Raw genomic sequence first — 13,342 nt, 5'->3', positions numbered from 1 at the left:
ATTCAGTTACCTGCTTTTGGCGTTTTAAGGAAGAAATTAACGTCTTACTAGTTTTAAATAATATTAACAACAGACGAGGTACATAAATGTATCATCTCGATGTCTACGGTACGCTTGTGGCAGCTACCCTTGTGCTATTGCTCGGACGTAAACTTGTAAAAACAGTTCCTTTCCTAGAGAAATATACTATCCCTGAGCCTGTTGCAGGCGGGTTGCTGGTCGCTTTTAGCTTATTAGTGATCAAGCAAGTATTCGATTGGAGCTTATCTTTCGATTTATCATTACAAGAACCGATGATGTTAGCCTTCTTCGCGACAATCGGTTTAAACGCAAACTTAGCCAGCTTGAAGGCTGGTGGTAAGGCACTCTTTATTTTCATCTTTGTGGTTGTAGGCTTACTGCTAGTACAAAATACGGTTGGTATTGCCTTAGCGGAATTACTTGGTCTTGATCCTCTTATGGGGCTGCTTGCTGGTTCGATTACCTTATCAGGTGGTCACGGTACCGGAGCTGCATGGGGTAAGATCTTCACTGAAAATTACGGTTTCCAAAGTGCAACTGAAGTTGCGATGGCATGTGCAACATTTGGTTTGGTACTCGGTGGATTAATCGGCGGTCCAGTTGCACGTTTCCTGATCCGCAATATTCCTACGCCAGGTACTGGGGATGATGATAAAGATGTCCCTACTGCTTTTGAAAAACCACAATCAGGCCGTATGATTACTTCGATGGTACTGATCGAAACGATTGCTATGATCGCGATCTGTTTAATGGCAGGTAGCTATATTGCAGAGTTATTAGCGGGCACAGCGTTTGCTCTACCTAAATTCGTTTGTGTGCTATTTGTGGGCGTTATTTTAAGCAACAGCTTATCTATTGCGGGTTTTTATCGTGTATTCGACCGTGCGGTTTCTGTTGTCGGTAACGTGAGCCTTTCCTTATTCCTTGCGATGGCACTGATGAGCCTGAAACTTTGGGAACTGGCATCTCTAGCAATCCCAATGTTAGTGATCTTGGCTGTTCAAGCTTGTGTGATGGCAGGCTATGCCATTTTCGTGACCTTCCGTGTGATGGGTAAGAACTATGACGCAGCGATATTGGCGGCAGGTCACTGTGGTTTTGGTCTAGGTGCAACACCGACAGCAATCGCTAACATGCAGGCAGTAACGGATAGATTTGGTCCATCTCATCTTGCATTCTTAGTTGTTCCAATGGTTGGTGCATTCTTTATTGATATCGTCAATGCGATTGTGATCAAACTGTATTTAATGTTACCGGTATTTCCTTCAATAACGGGATAACAGATAAAAATAGATAAAGGTAAATAGCAGGTATTGCCGTGAATTTATTCACGGCAATTTTCGTTTATAGGGCACATAATAAATAATGAAATTAGCGCGATGTGTGTAACAGGCTCATCTGATGTAGCGCTGAAACAAGCTCATTTTCATAATGGTCAAGTGTTTCAGGGTAAGAGGTATCACTGTTGGAAGGTGAGAAATTAACCTCAGATAGCTTAATTTCTAAATGAGATTCTGTGGTACGCATATGAATACCTTGCAAAACTTGTTGCAACTGCTCCGCAGCTCTTCCACCACCTCGATTGGCATAACTGACCATTAAGGCAGGTTTGTTGTTCCACTCTTTATACAAATGGTCTATCGCATTTTTTAGTGCGGCTGGATAGCCCCAGTTATATTGTGGAAAAACGAAAATATAAGCATCGGCTTCAGCGATTTTTTTGCTCCAAGCAATGGTATGTGCTTGGGTATATATTCCTTCGGCGGGGAGATAGGGTTCATCATCCATTGGTAAATGCCAATCTCTGAGATCAAGGATTTCAGTTGGATAATTTTTCGCAGCGACATCCTTGACCCAGTGTGCTATCTGAGGTCCTATTCGTGCTTGTCGAACACTACCAATTAAGATTTGTATCTTCATGTTCCACTATCCCTTGTTGTTATGGCTTTTAATTTTTACAAAACGTATTAAGGTCTTTATAGTGCTACGATTGCATTAAGCTTGGCTGTATTGCTCGCGTTCAGGTAGCCACCTTTCAATAATCAATTTGGCATTTTCAGGATAGTTCTGCTGAATATGGCGCGCGATACGTTGTACTTCAGGCAACATATGCTGATCTCGCAGTAAATCAGCGACCTTAAATTCAGCATTGCCGGTTTGGCGTGTTCCTAATAATTCCCCCGGCCCCCTGATTTCCAGATCTTTTTGAGCAATGACGAAACCATCGTTACTGTCGCGTAATACTTGTAAACGTTGTTTGGCGACATGGGTTAACGGTGTTTTATAAAGCAGTACACAGTGAGAGGCGATAGCACCTCGACCTACTCGGCCTCGTAATTGGTGCAATTGAGCTAGCCCTAGTCGTTCTGGATTATCAATAATCATTAAACTTGCATTAGGAACATCAACACCCACTTCGATAACGGTAGTTGCAACTAGTAGCTGAATCTCATTATTTTTAAATGCCGTCATCACACTCTGTTTTTCGGCGGGTTTCATTCTTCCATGCACGAGACCTACTTTTAATTCGGGCAATGCTAATGATAACTCTTCGCTCGTCGCTTGTGCTGCTTGCGCTTCTAAAACATCAGAATCATCAATTAAAGTGCAGACCCAATAGGCTTGGCGGCCCTCATCAATACAGGCTTGCCTGACACGTTCAATAATATCTTTACGCCGAGTATCGGGAATGGCCACTGTCGTAACAGGTGTTCGCCCAGGAGGCAGCTCATCAATGATAGAGGTATCCATATCAGCATAAGCGGTCATTGCCAAAGTTCTGGGGATCGGTGTGGCAGTCATAATTAATTGGTGGGGGTGAAACCCTTGTTGTTCACCTTTTTCACGTAAAGCGAGGCGTTGATGCACACCAAACCGATGTTGCTCATCAATGATAACCAAACCAAGAGTTTTAAAGGAGACATGCTCTTGAAACAGGGCGTGAGTCCCAATGACCATGCTCACCTCACCATTTGCAATGGCATCTTGCTGCTGCTGGCGCGCTTTACCTTTTTGCTTGCCAGCAAGCCAACCCACATTGATCCCGAGAGGTTCAAACCATAATTTAAAATTATTAGCATGTTGCTCAGCCAAAATCTCGGTTGGTGCCATCAAAGCCACTTGTTGACCATTTTCAATCGCAGATAAAGCCGCTAATGCGGCAACGAGTGTTTTTCCTGAGCCAACATCCCCTTGAATTAAACGCATCATCGGTGCATCTTTGACAAGGTCTTGTTCTATCTCGGCAACCACACGATTTTGAGCGTTAGTTGGGGAAAAAGGTAACTGGGCTAAAAATTGTTTTTTTAGTTTGCCGTCCAGTGTCATAGGCTGAGCATAAAGGCGTTGATTGCCTGCACGGATCGCCAACATACTTAAATGATGTGCTAAAAGCTCTTCGAGTATTAAACGTTTTTGAGCGGGATGCTGACCTTTTTCTAGCTCACTTAAGGCAACGTTAGGTGGTGGAGTATGTAATAAGCGAATTGCCTCAGGAAGGCTGATTAAACCACGGCTAAGTTCTTCAGGTAATAGTTCTTTGATCTGCCCGTTATCTAATAGCGCTAACGCTTGCTCAATTAATTTCCTCAGTGTTGCCTGCCTTACCCCTTCTGTTGTGGGATAAACGGGGGTGAGGTTCTCTTGGAGAGAAATATTGCTCGTATCTTGAGAGACTTTATATTCAGGGTGAATGATTTCTGGACCAGTATTGCCACGACGCACCTCGCCATAAGCAATAACATGGCGACCTTCTGCAAGGCTATTTTTCATTGCTGCCGAAAAATTGAAAAATCGTAGAGTTAAGTTGCCTGTTCCGTCGGTGATAAGACTAGTCATCATGCGCTTACGGCCAAAGACGACCTTAGTTTGTAATACTTCCCCTAAAATAGTTGCGGTTGTACCTGGCAATAGGTCACGAATTTGGTAAAGACGCGTGTGATCTTCATAACGAAGAGGGAGGTGTAATAATAAATCTTGAACAGTATTTAGCCCTATCTTACTTAGTTTTTCAGATTGGCTAGCCCCAACACCATGTAGCGTGGTCAATGAAATCGTATCAAGTAGGCCACTGTTCATTGTTTCTCCCTTAACCTAGCTGCTGTTTTTTCATTTTTTCACTTAGCTGCATTTGTGCCCACCAAGACGCATCGGCTTCTATCTCTCCTCGTTCATTGATATAAGGCCGTGGTAAGCCTTTACGCTTGGCAACCTCTGCAAGAATGGGATAGCCGCCATCAAATAGCCACTCTTGCTGCTCTTGCTCTGAAAGTTGGCTTATTTCGCGGGAATACATACCAGCAAGTTGCCTTTGGCGCTGTGCTTCATAGAGAATCAGTGCCGAGGCGACAGAGACATTCAGGGATTGAACCATACCAACCATTGGAATAATAATGTGTTGATCGGCTAATTTCAGTGCTGTTGAAGAGATCCCTTTTTTTTCTTGCCCCATCATAATACAGGTCGGGCGAGTATAATCAATTTCACGGAAATCGACGGCTTGTTCAGATAAGTTCGTTACAAGAACTTGCATGTTCTGTGATTTTATCTGTGAAATAGCCTCTTCAGTGGATTGATGTGAAATGACTTTGACCCAGCTATTGCTTCCTGCGGCAGAAGAAACGGAAAGTTTAACTTTTTGGTCTGGCCAAATAGCATGAATTTGATGGATGCCAACGGCATCTGCGCTGCGTACGATGGCAGATACGTTATGGGGTTTATGAATTTCTTCGAGGCAAATGGTGAGGTCTGGCTGCCGCATCGCCATCATTTGGCAAATGCGGCGATAGCGGCGTTCATTCATAGTTAATTACGGTTCCGGCTAACTCGTAATACATCAGGCATGATCCGAATTTTGCGCATAACATTTGCTAACTGAACCCGGTTTTTGGTTGTTAGGCGGATAAAGGCACAATAAACACGGCCATCTTTTTCTTCAGTATTCATACTCTGAATGCTTGAGTTAGCATCATTGATAGCAGCTGTTAAATTAGCAAGCGCCCCTTGATGGTTAATCATATCGACTTTGATTTCGGCGATGAAATCAGTATCGGTATCATTATCCCATTCTACAGCCATAAATTTATCGGGCTCTTTCTGGTAGCCACGAATGTTTCGACAAGATTCGTGGTGTATCACGAGTCCTTTACCTGGGCTGATATGAGCGATAATAGGGTCGCCAGGGATAGGGCGACAGCATTTCGCAAAGGTGATGAGAACACCATCTGCCCCTTTTATGGACAGCTTGTTGCGTGTTGTGATGACGGGCTCATCCTCTTCCTCTGGGGAAACTTGTGGATTGCTTTGTAAATTACGCGCAACCACAACACTCATTGCATTTCCTAAACCTATTTCAGCCAGTAAGTCGTCGATAGAGTTGAGCTTCATGCGGGCTAATTCAAGATCAATATTTGCTTGGGGGACATCCGTTAATTTATGACCTGCGCCAAGAGCGTGGTTTAATAAGCGGCGACCTAAGTTGATTGAATCTTCACGCTTGAGGTTTTTCAGTAACTGACGGATTTTAGCGCGTGCTTTTGAACTGACGACAAAATTGAGCCAAGCGGCATTTGGTCTAGCGCCCGGCGCGGTAATAATTTCGACAGTTTGCCCACTGGTGAGGGCTTGAGATAATGGATAAGGCTGACGATCAACCCTAGCTCCAACGCAAGCATGGCCAATATCCGTATGCACGGCATAGGCGAAATCGACAGGTGTCGCGCCCGTTGGCAGTTCAACAATGCGGCCTTCTGGTGTAAAGACATAAATCTCATCGGGGAATAGATCAGATTTAACGCTCTCGATAAATTCAAAAGAGCTACCTGCACTTTGCTGTAGCTCAAGTAAACTTTGCATCCAACGTTGAGCACGTACTTGAGCGGTTGTGCCTTGCTCGCCTTGTTCTTTATAAGCCCAATGTGCAGCAACCCCCATTTCAGCCATTTGATCCATATCTTCTGTACGGATTTGTACTTCGACAGGAACACCGTGTGGGCCAATTAATGAGGTGTGTAGCGATTGATAGCCGTTAGCTTTTGGGATAGCGATATAATCTTTGATACGGCCTGGGCGCGGCTTGTACAAATTATGCATTTGTCCCAATACGCGATAGCAGGTATCGACATCTTTGACTATCACCCTAAAAGCATAAATATCCATAATTGAATGGAAGCGCTGCTCTTTAAGGTGCATTTTGCGATAGATAGAATAAAGATGTTTTTCGCGGCCACTGACTCGGCAAGGTATATCCGCTTCGGTTAGGCGACCATCGATTTCAGAGAGGATTTTTTGGATCATCTCTTTACGGTTGCCGCGAGCTGCTTTAACGACTTCTTTGATAACGCGATAACGGTTTGGATATAAGGCTTCAAACCCAAGCTCTTCTAGCTCAGTTTTGATGTGATGAATACCTAATCTATGAGCAAGAGGGCTATAGATTTCCAATGTTTCTCTTGCAATACGTCGACGCTTATCAGGCCTTAATGAGCCTAGCGTGCGCATATTATGAGTGCGGTCTGCCAGTTTTATCAAAATGACGCGAATGTCTTTGACCATCGCCATGATCATTTTGCGAAAGTTTTCTGCTTGAGCTTCTTTTTTGTCTCGAAAGTTTAGTTTATCGAGTTTAGATACACCTTCAACGAGACCCGCAACAGTTGTGCCAAATAGCTCTTCTATATCCTGAAATGTCGCTGGAGTATCTTCAATGACATCATGAAGTAGCGCTGCCATCAATGTTTCATGATCCAAGCGCATTTGAGCCAGAATACAGGCCACAGCAACTGGGTGAGTTATATATGGCTCACCACTTGAGCGGGTTTGTCCTTCGTGGGCATCCCGGGCGACAACATAGGCTTTTTTCAGTAATTCAACCTGTTCCGGAGGAAGGTACTTCTGAATTACTTGATTTAGGCTCTCAAACAGATACAAGGCAGACCCACCTTAGTGATTAGCGACGACCTTCAGCTATAGCAGAAACTGCTTGCATTTCAGCCGCTTCTTGTTCCTGCTGCTCTTGACGCTCACGTACATCCAGTATGTGACCGTTGATTAAACCTTCTTCTACTTCACGGAGTGCGATAACAGTATATTTATCGTTTTCTTCAGGAACTAGAGGGTCTTTACCGCCAGTTTGTAACTGACGCGCTCTGCGAGCCGCGACCAGTACGAGGTCAAAGCGGTTACCAATTTTTTCTACTGCGTCTTGAACAGTTACGCGTGCCATAAATGTGCTACTCCAAAAGAAATAAAAAAATGACCTGATATGATACTGAAACTATTCTCAGTCTGCCAGTAATTTGCTGATTAAAGCACCATGTCGTTGAATTTGACGCTCTAATCTTAGACGTTCGCTACGAATAATAGATTGCAAATCACTTAATGCAGTATTGAAATCATCATTTACAATGAGATAGTCATACTCATTGTAATGTTCAATCTCACCAACCGCTTGTGACATACGTTTTTCAATGACCTCATCGCTATCTTGGCCTCGGCCACGTAAGCGGCGATAAAGTTCATCTTTTGATGGTGGTAGTATAAAAATACTACGGGCTTCAGGCATTGTAGCGCGAATTTGTTGAGCACCTTGCCAGTCAATATCGAGAAAAACGTCTACACCACTTTTGAGCACTTCTTCAATAACAGGTCGAGAAGTCCCATAGTAATTGCCAAATACACATGCATGTTCTAAGAATTCATTATTTTCGACCATCGTCAAAAATTCAGTTTCAGAGACAAAGAAATAGTGCTCACCATGAACTTCACCAGGTCGTGCAGCTCGTGTTGTATGAGAGACAGAAACTTGCGTGTCATACAACGGTTGTGTTTTCAACAACGCCTGGATCAGGCTAGATTTACCCGCACCGCTTGGGGCAGAAACAATATATAACGTGCCTTGTATCATGATGGTTTCTTGAATAGTCGAGGATTAAACATAAATGATGATAATAAACCCCACATAGTATACACGGACTTAAGCGAACATGCAGCGTTATCAATAAAGCATAAATTATCTCGTCATTTATCGCTGCGACATGGCTGTAGTGATTCATTATATCGATAGCCAACGAGCTATCCCTTTAGCGACGTATCCCTTTATTACCTTTCATATCATCTAGAGTATACAGCGCAATTTATTTAATAAATAGATGAATTGCGAAGCGATGCGATAAAATATTTCTCTATTTATACAAAGTACATACTTTTTGCGAAATGTTTCGCAAAGCCAATGAAAATATACGGTAAATTAAAGAATATCGCTTCAAGATTATAGCGTTCTGAGATAACCAAATAAGATGATAAGAATGGTTTATGTCATTTAGGCAAAAGGCGAATGGGCTTAGACTGACGCTGAAGTTAACGCTTTTTATATCATTAATGGTGCTTTCAGTTGTCGCTATTTATTGTCTCAGCAAGAAAGCCATTCTGAATGATTTCAATGTGCAACACTCAGCAAACGCGCAAGGTAAAATGAAATCAATGGCTATTGATACCTGAAATACGGAATGTACTTAATATCGTTAGCGATATAAAAAACATGCCACCCTTTTAATTATGTGATGGCATGAATCATTAATCTTGGCTTTCATAGTTAAAGATCGGTAAGCCTAAACGATAACGGATGGCGATAAGTCGGGCGCTTAGGCCTGCAATTAAGGTAATAATCACAACAATATCTTGTGGGAGCGGGGTGTATAAAAGCCCGATATACAACCATGCGGCAGCAAATGAGACGCCCGCATAGACTTCTTTTTGGAATACGAGAGGAATGGTATTACATAACATGTCGCGAAGAACGCCACCAAATACCCCCGTAATCACAGCCGCAATTGCAGCTATGACTGGGCTATAATTCATATCAAGAGCAATTTGGGCGCCAAGAATTGAAAAGACAATTAAGCCGATTGCATCTAGGATAAGGAACAAACGTCGTAAATGCTTCATCATTGGCGCTATCCAAATGGTGACAACAGCAGCGCCAGCAACAGTAAGAATATACTCGGGGTTTTGTACCCAGCCTAATGGGTAGTGGCCAAGTAGGACGTCACGAACCGAGCCCCCGCCAATCGCAGTTGCTGATGCAATAATAATAACGCCGAAGACGTCCATTTTACGCCGTCCCGCTGCAAGAGCGCCAGTCATGGCTTCCGCGGTGATACCAATAATATAAAGAACACTTAATAACATGATGATTCTATTCGACACTAAAGTTATTGCTAAAGGGTAATATTACTTGTAGAAATTCTCGACTGAGTTTTTCTAGTGCCTTACAAAATAGATTAGTTAAAATAATCCGATAGCCCATATTAAAAGATGTCACAGGATAACAGATTGAACAGTAAATTGCCTTATAAAGAAACTCAAATAACAGATGATAAACGAAGTCATCAACTTACAAATATTAATGTTTGGACAGCGGATAGCCAATGGCTAGTTTATGATGTTCGGCCGAGTGCGAGTTCGTTTACTGGATTAACGATAGAAAAAATTCATGTTAATACGCAAAAACAAATAGAAATTTATCGTGCTCATCATGGTGCTCACGTTGGAGTGGTGACCGTCAGTGCTGAAAATCCACCTCGTTATGCCTTTATACATGGGCCGGAATTCCCTAATGAGCAGTGGAAATATGATTTTCACCATCGCAGAGGCGTATATGTTAGGGATGATCATTTAGGAACGGCATATTCTATCGATGCGATGTGTATCACTCCGCCATACATCGCTGGGGCATTAAGAGGAGGGACACACGTTCATGTCTTTAGCCCTGACAGTAAATGGCTAAGTTTTACATACAATGATCATGTGATGCATGAAGTTGATGTTCGATTAGACCAACGAAATGTAGCTATAGCTGTGCCGATAAAAAAAGTACTCGTTGAACCTAAAGGCCATGAGCGTGAGTATAATGGCGAATACTTTTGTTGTGTTATCTCCCAGACGGTACCTACGCCTCGCCTTGGAAGTGACGATATTAGTCGAGCTTATGAAGAGGGGTGGGTAGGGCAGAAAGGCTACCTAATGGAAAACGGACAATGGCAAAATAAGGCAATTACCTTTATTGGTGATACTCATGCTGCTAATGGCGAGATTATCCCAGAAATTTTCCTCGTTAATTTGCCTGACGACGAAAATGCGTTCACTCAACAAGGTGAATTTCCATTACAAGGTACTGAGTCACGAATGCCCTTCCCACCGAAAAACATTCAGCAAAAAAGGCTGACATATACTCATGAGCGCCGATATCCTGGGTTAGCTAAACACCCTAGACACTGGTTACGCTCATCACCCGACGGCCGCTCAATTGCTTGCCTGATGAAAGATGATGATGGCATTGTTCAGCTGTGGTTAGTGAATACCTGTACAGGGGCGCTAACACAAATTACGCATAGTAGAATGCCAATTCAATCCGCCTTTAGCTGGGATAGCCAAGGGCAGCATATTGCTTTTATTTGTGATAACAGCGTGATGCGTTGCAATATGACTTCAGGGGAATTACACAGATTAACGGTTCGTAGTGACGTTTCCCCCGTTGCTGATGCGGTTGTATTCTCACCGGATGATCGTCTGATTGCTTTTATGCGTGATGAAGCCGATGGTTTTAGACAGATTTATACGGTAGAAACGGGCTTGGGTGGTTGATATTGGCAAAAAGATGACGGCAATCTGTTTTTGAGATGAAGAGGTGATTTTGCCTCTTCATCATGTATTCATCTTTAATAAAGCTATTTTTGTTATTCGATATATCGACAATCGGTGTCAATAAGAATGGCCGATTTATTAAATCATTATTAAATAGTATTAATTAGATGATTTATTTAACTAATTATATAAATAAAGAGGTCATCACCAAAACAATAATACTCGTTATTTGAATACATTATTCTAGATTATTCTCTGAATGAATTTGATTATGGTTCAATGTCGTATTAGTTTGTTTGTCTAATGCTTCAATACGCTTTTTAGGTGAACTCTCTTCAGGGTTACTGTCTGATTTTACGTAATCAAGAGGGATTAATAGGGTGTCCATAATGGCGGTAAAAGGTAGGTCAATCGCCAGTAATGGGCGCATTACCCAGCCCGTATTTTCATCTTTAAGCATTTCTAAACTGTTTTTAGAACCGGGGTAATAACCATCCGAAGGACCAGCATGAGTCATAATACTGGAACAACCAGTTAAGAAAAGAAGAGGAGTACAGATCAATATTCTCGTTAGTAATAACCCAGCCATATAATTTATTTAACCTACCCTTTAAATTTATTATTGTTTCCTGAGTCAATAATAGCTAAAAATGCAAAATTAACAATCAGAGCATAATACAAATCGTTATTTTTGTATTATAAGTGTAGATAAAGATTTAAACCAATATCCTCATTTGTAAGAAAAGTTAACAAATATAAGTCACTATTTCCTAACTAAGTGAATTGCTGATCAAAGGTGTCCTGAACAAAATGTAATTCCTTTTGAACTGTGGGCTAATGCACATATTACTTTGTTTTTATTTGACATAATCGATTCAGTTGTATGTTTTACCACCTTTCAAGTTACGTTTTGTAAGTGACGGTTCGTCAAAAGGATAGCGGTCTATGAGTGAATTAGCTCTTACTGTGAGTTTGTTGGCGTTAGCGGCTGCATTAGGTTTATGGATAGGTAATTGGAAAATCCGTAATGTTGGGCTTGGTATAGGAGGGGTATTATTTGGCGGTATTATTGTGGGTCATTTTGCGCAAAGCTATGATTTACAACTAAATGCTCACATGCTGCATTTCATCCAAGAATTTGGATTGATTCTATTCGTTTACACAATTGGGATTCAGGTTGGGCCTGGATTCTTCTCATCGCTACGCGTATCGGGATTAAAACTGAATGGTTTTGCCTTATTAATCGTTGTTCTGGGTGCTGTGGTGACGGCGATTATTTACCAATTAGCCGATATCCCTTTACCGATTATTTTAGGTATTTTTTCAGGTGCGGTAACGAACACGCCTTCATTAGGTGCGGGTCAGCAAATATTGACTGACTTAGGTTCAGATCCTGCTTTAGTCGGCCAAATGGGAATGGGATATGCGATGGCATACCCTATGGGGATCTGCGGTATTTTACTTGTGATGTGGTTGATACGTATCATTTTTAGGATTGCTGTTGATAAAGAAGCGTCTGCGTTTAGCAATCAAAATATGCATCAACGAGAAACGTTACAAACAATGAATATCGCTGTTCGCAACACCAACCTTGATGGTCTCATGATGCAAGATATCCCGCTATTGGGAAGTGAAGAGATTGTTTGTTCAAGGCTGAAAAGAGGTGAAATGCTGATGGTGCCTCAACCCACAACAGAAATTCAGTTAGGCGATTTACTGCATGTTGTTGGGCAGAAAGAAGATCTGAATAAAGTACGTTTAATCTTAGGGGAAGAAGTTGATGCTTCCTTATCGACATCAAGTTCCGTCTTGCACTCAGTGCGGGTGGTTGTAACAAATGATGCAGTACTCAGCAAACGCCTACGCGACCTTAATTTAAAACAGAAATATGATGTCGTGGTAACACGATTGAACCGCGCTGGTGTTGAGCTTGTGGCTAATAACAATACGATTCTCCAGTTTGGTGACATCCTCAATATAGTCGGGCGTCCTGAATCTATCGAGGCGGTTAGTGCTCTACTCGGTAATGCAAAACATAAATTACAGCAAGTACAAATGCTGCCTGTATTCATCGGGATCGGCCTTGGTGTGGTCTTGGGGTCAATACCGCTCTTTATACCGGGGTTTCCCGCGGCATTAAAACTTGGTTTAGCAGGAGGCCCATTAGTTATCGCACTGATTTTAGGGCGTATTGGGACAATAGGGCGTTTATATTGGTTTATGCCTCCAAGTGCGAACCTTGCATTGCGCGAGCTTGGTATCGTGATGTTCCTTGCCGTTGTGGGGCTGAATTCCGGTGGTGGCTTCATTGACACTTTAGTTAAAGGTGACGGATTGACATGGATTGGCTATGGCTTGTTGATTACTTTTGTACCTTTATTTATTACCGGTCTTGTGGCTCGAATTTTTGGCAAAATGAACTATCTCAGTCTGTGTGGTGTGCTAGCGGGCTCAATGACGGATCCACCAGCGCTAGCATTTGCGAATAATATTCATCCAACAAGTGGAGCGCCCGCACTTTCTTATGCGACAGTTTATCCCTTAGCGATGTTTTTACGTATCATTTCCCCGCAATTACTGGCGATTTTATTTTGGGCGATGTGACATAACGAACTATTTAAAATCTTAAGTCTGATTGTGAAGAAATAGGGTATGAGAGTATATAGAGGTAAAAATGGTG

At 42.3% G+C, this 13,342-nt stretch carries 12 protein-coding genes; 4 read left to right on the top strand and 8 right to left on the bottom strand.

The window, feature by feature from the left end; all coding sequences use genetic code 11:
- Positions 1–86 precede the first annotated feature (86 nt).
- A complete protein-coding gene (gene gltS / locus O7C57_RS18895; RefSeq protein WP_154622474.1) occupies positions 87–1,301 on the top strand; it encodes a sodium/glutamate symporter in 1,215 nt (404 codons plus the stop codon).
- 91 nt (positions 1,302–1,392) lie between these two features.
- Here the strand turns inward: gltS and O7C57_RS18890 are convergent, their stop codons facing one another.
- From O7C57_RS18890 to gmk, 6 genes are all read right to left on the bottom strand, one after another.
- Positions 1,393–1,941 (bottom strand): NADPH-dependent FMN reductase, encoded by a 549-nt coding sequence (locus tag O7C57_RS18890; RefSeq protein ID WP_154622475.1) that lies wholly within the window; start codon positions 1,939–1,941, stop codon positions 1,393–1,395.
- 75 nt (positions 1,942–2,016) lie between these two features.
- Positions 2,017–4,098, bottom strand: coding sequence for an ATP-dependent DNA helicase RecG (gene recG / locus O7C57_RS18885; RefSeq protein ID WP_269723444.1), 2,082 nt, complete (start codon positions 4,096–4,098; stop codon positions 2,017–2,019).
- 10 nt (positions 4,099–4,108) lie between these two features.
- Positions 4,109–4,822, bottom strand: a complete 714-nt coding sequence (gene trmH, locus O7C57_RS18880) for a tRNA (guanosine(18)-2'-O)-methyltransferase TrmH (RefSeq protein ID WP_269723443.1) — start codon at positions 4,820–4,822, stop codon at positions 4,109–4,111.
- 2 nt (positions 4,823–4,824) lie between these two features.
- Positions 4,825–6,948 carry a bifunctional GTP diphosphokinase/guanosine-3',5'-bis pyrophosphate 3'-pyrophosphohydrolase gene (gene spoT, locus O7C57_RS18875; protein ID WP_154622478.1) on the bottom strand — a complete coding sequence of 708 codons (2,124 nt, stop codon included), beginning with the start codon at positions 6,946–6,948 and terminating at the stop codon, positions 4,825–4,827.
- Between the two features lie 19 nt (positions 6,949–6,967).
- A complete protein-coding gene (rpoZ, locus tag O7C57_RS18870) occupies positions 6,968–7,243 on the bottom strand; it encodes a DNA-directed RNA polymerase subunit omega (protein ID WP_004262665.1) in 276 nt (91 codons plus the stop codon).
- A gap of 57 nt (positions 7,244–7,300) precedes the next feature.
- Entirely contained in the window at positions 7,301–7,924 is a 624-nt protein-coding gene (gene gmk, locus O7C57_RS18865) for a guanylate kinase (protein WP_154622479.1), read from the bottom strand.
- A 407-nt stretch (positions 7,925–8,331) separates the two neighbouring features.
- On the opposite strand from gmk, the gene O7C57_RS21710 reads away from it, so the two are divergent.
- The gene (locus O7C57_RS21710) at positions 8,332–8,517 is read left to right on the top strand and encodes a hypothetical protein (RefSeq protein ID WP_247046730.1); all 186 of its coding nucleotides are present in this window, start codon (positions 8,332–8,334) and stop codon (positions 8,515–8,517) included.
- 75 nt (positions 8,518–8,592) lie between these two features.
- On the opposite strand, the gene O7C57_RS18855 is transcribed toward O7C57_RS21710, so the two are convergent.
- Positions 8,593–9,207, bottom strand: coding sequence for a trimeric intracellular cation channel family protein (locus O7C57_RS18855; protein ID WP_154622481.1), 615 nt, complete (start codon positions 9,205–9,207; stop codon positions 8,593–8,595).
- 126 nt (positions 9,208–9,333) lie between these two features.
- Between O7C57_RS18855 and O7C57_RS18850 the strand changes: the two genes are divergently transcribed.
- The gene (locus tag O7C57_RS18850) at positions 9,334–10,662 is read left to right on the top strand and encodes a DUF3748 domain-containing protein (protein WP_208852755.1); all 1,329 of its coding nucleotides are present in this window, start codon (positions 9,334–9,336) and stop codon (positions 10,660–10,662) included.
- A 238-nt stretch (positions 10,663–10,900) separates the two neighbouring features.
- Here the strand turns inward: O7C57_RS18850 and O7C57_RS18845 are convergent, their stop codons facing one another.
- Positions 10,901–11,251, bottom strand: a complete 351-nt coding sequence (locus tag O7C57_RS18845; RefSeq protein WP_154622813.1) for a YceK/YidQ family lipoprotein — start codon at positions 11,249–11,251, stop codon at positions 10,901–10,903.
- 356 nt (positions 11,252–11,607) lie between these two features.
- On the opposite strand from O7C57_RS18845, the gene O7C57_RS18840 reads away from it, so the two are divergent.
- Entirely contained in the window at positions 11,608–13,266 is a 1,659-nt protein-coding gene (locus O7C57_RS18840) for a putative transporter (protein WP_163860540.1), read from the top strand.
- Positions 13,267–13,342: the final 76 nt, after the last annotated feature.

It is taken from the genome of Providencia sp. 21OH12SH02B-Prov (assembly GCF_027362595.1).
Lineage (GTDB): Bacteria > Pseudomonadota > Gammaproteobacteria > Enterobacterales > Enterobacteriaceae > Providencia > Providencia zhejiangensis.
This window is presented reverse-complemented; position numbering and strand designations above follow the sequence as displayed.

Bases quoted from the DNA above. Each gene is read 5' to 3' on its own strand.
- gltS (WP_154622474.1), top strand. From the start codon at position 87: ATGTATCATCTCGATGTCTACGGTACGCTTGTGGCAGCTACCCTTGTG.
- O7C57_RS18890 (WP_154622475.1), bottom strand. From the start codon at position 1,941: ATGAAGATACAAATCTTAATTGGTAGTGTTCGACAAGCACGAATAGGA.
- recG (WP_269723444.1), bottom strand. From the start codon at position 4,098: ATGAACAGTGGCCTACTTGATACGATTTCATTGACCACGCTACATGGT.
- trmH (WP_269723443.1), bottom strand. From the start codon at position 4,822: ATGAATGAACGCCGCTATCGCCGCATTTGCCAAATGATGGCGATGCGG.
- rpoZ (WP_004262665.1), bottom strand. From the start codon at position 7,243: ATGGCACGCGTAACTGTTCAAGACGCAGTAGAAAAAATTGGTAACCGC.
- gmk (WP_154622479.1), bottom strand. From the start codon at position 7,924: ATGATACAAGGCACGTTATATATTGTTTCTGCCCCAAGCGGTGCGGGT.
- O7C57_RS21710 (WP_247046730.1), top strand. From the start codon at position 8,332: ATGTCATTTAGGCAAAAGGCGAATGGGCTTAGACTGACGCTGAAGTTA.
- O7C57_RS18855 (WP_154622481.1), bottom strand. From the start codon at position 9,207: ATGTTATTAAGTGTTCTTTATATTATTGGTATCACCGCGGAAGCCATG.
- O7C57_RS18850 (WP_208852755.1), top strand. From the start codon at position 9,334: ATGTCACAGGATAACAGATTGAACAGTAAATTGCCTTATAAAGAAACT.
- O7C57_RS18845 (WP_154622813.1), bottom strand. From the start codon at position 11,251: ATGGCTGGGTTATTACTAACGAGAATATTGATCTGTACTCCTCTTCTT.
- O7C57_RS18840 (WP_163860540.1), top strand. From the start codon at position 11,608: ATGAGTGAATTAGCTCTTACTGTGAGTTTGTTGGCGTTAGCGGCTGCA.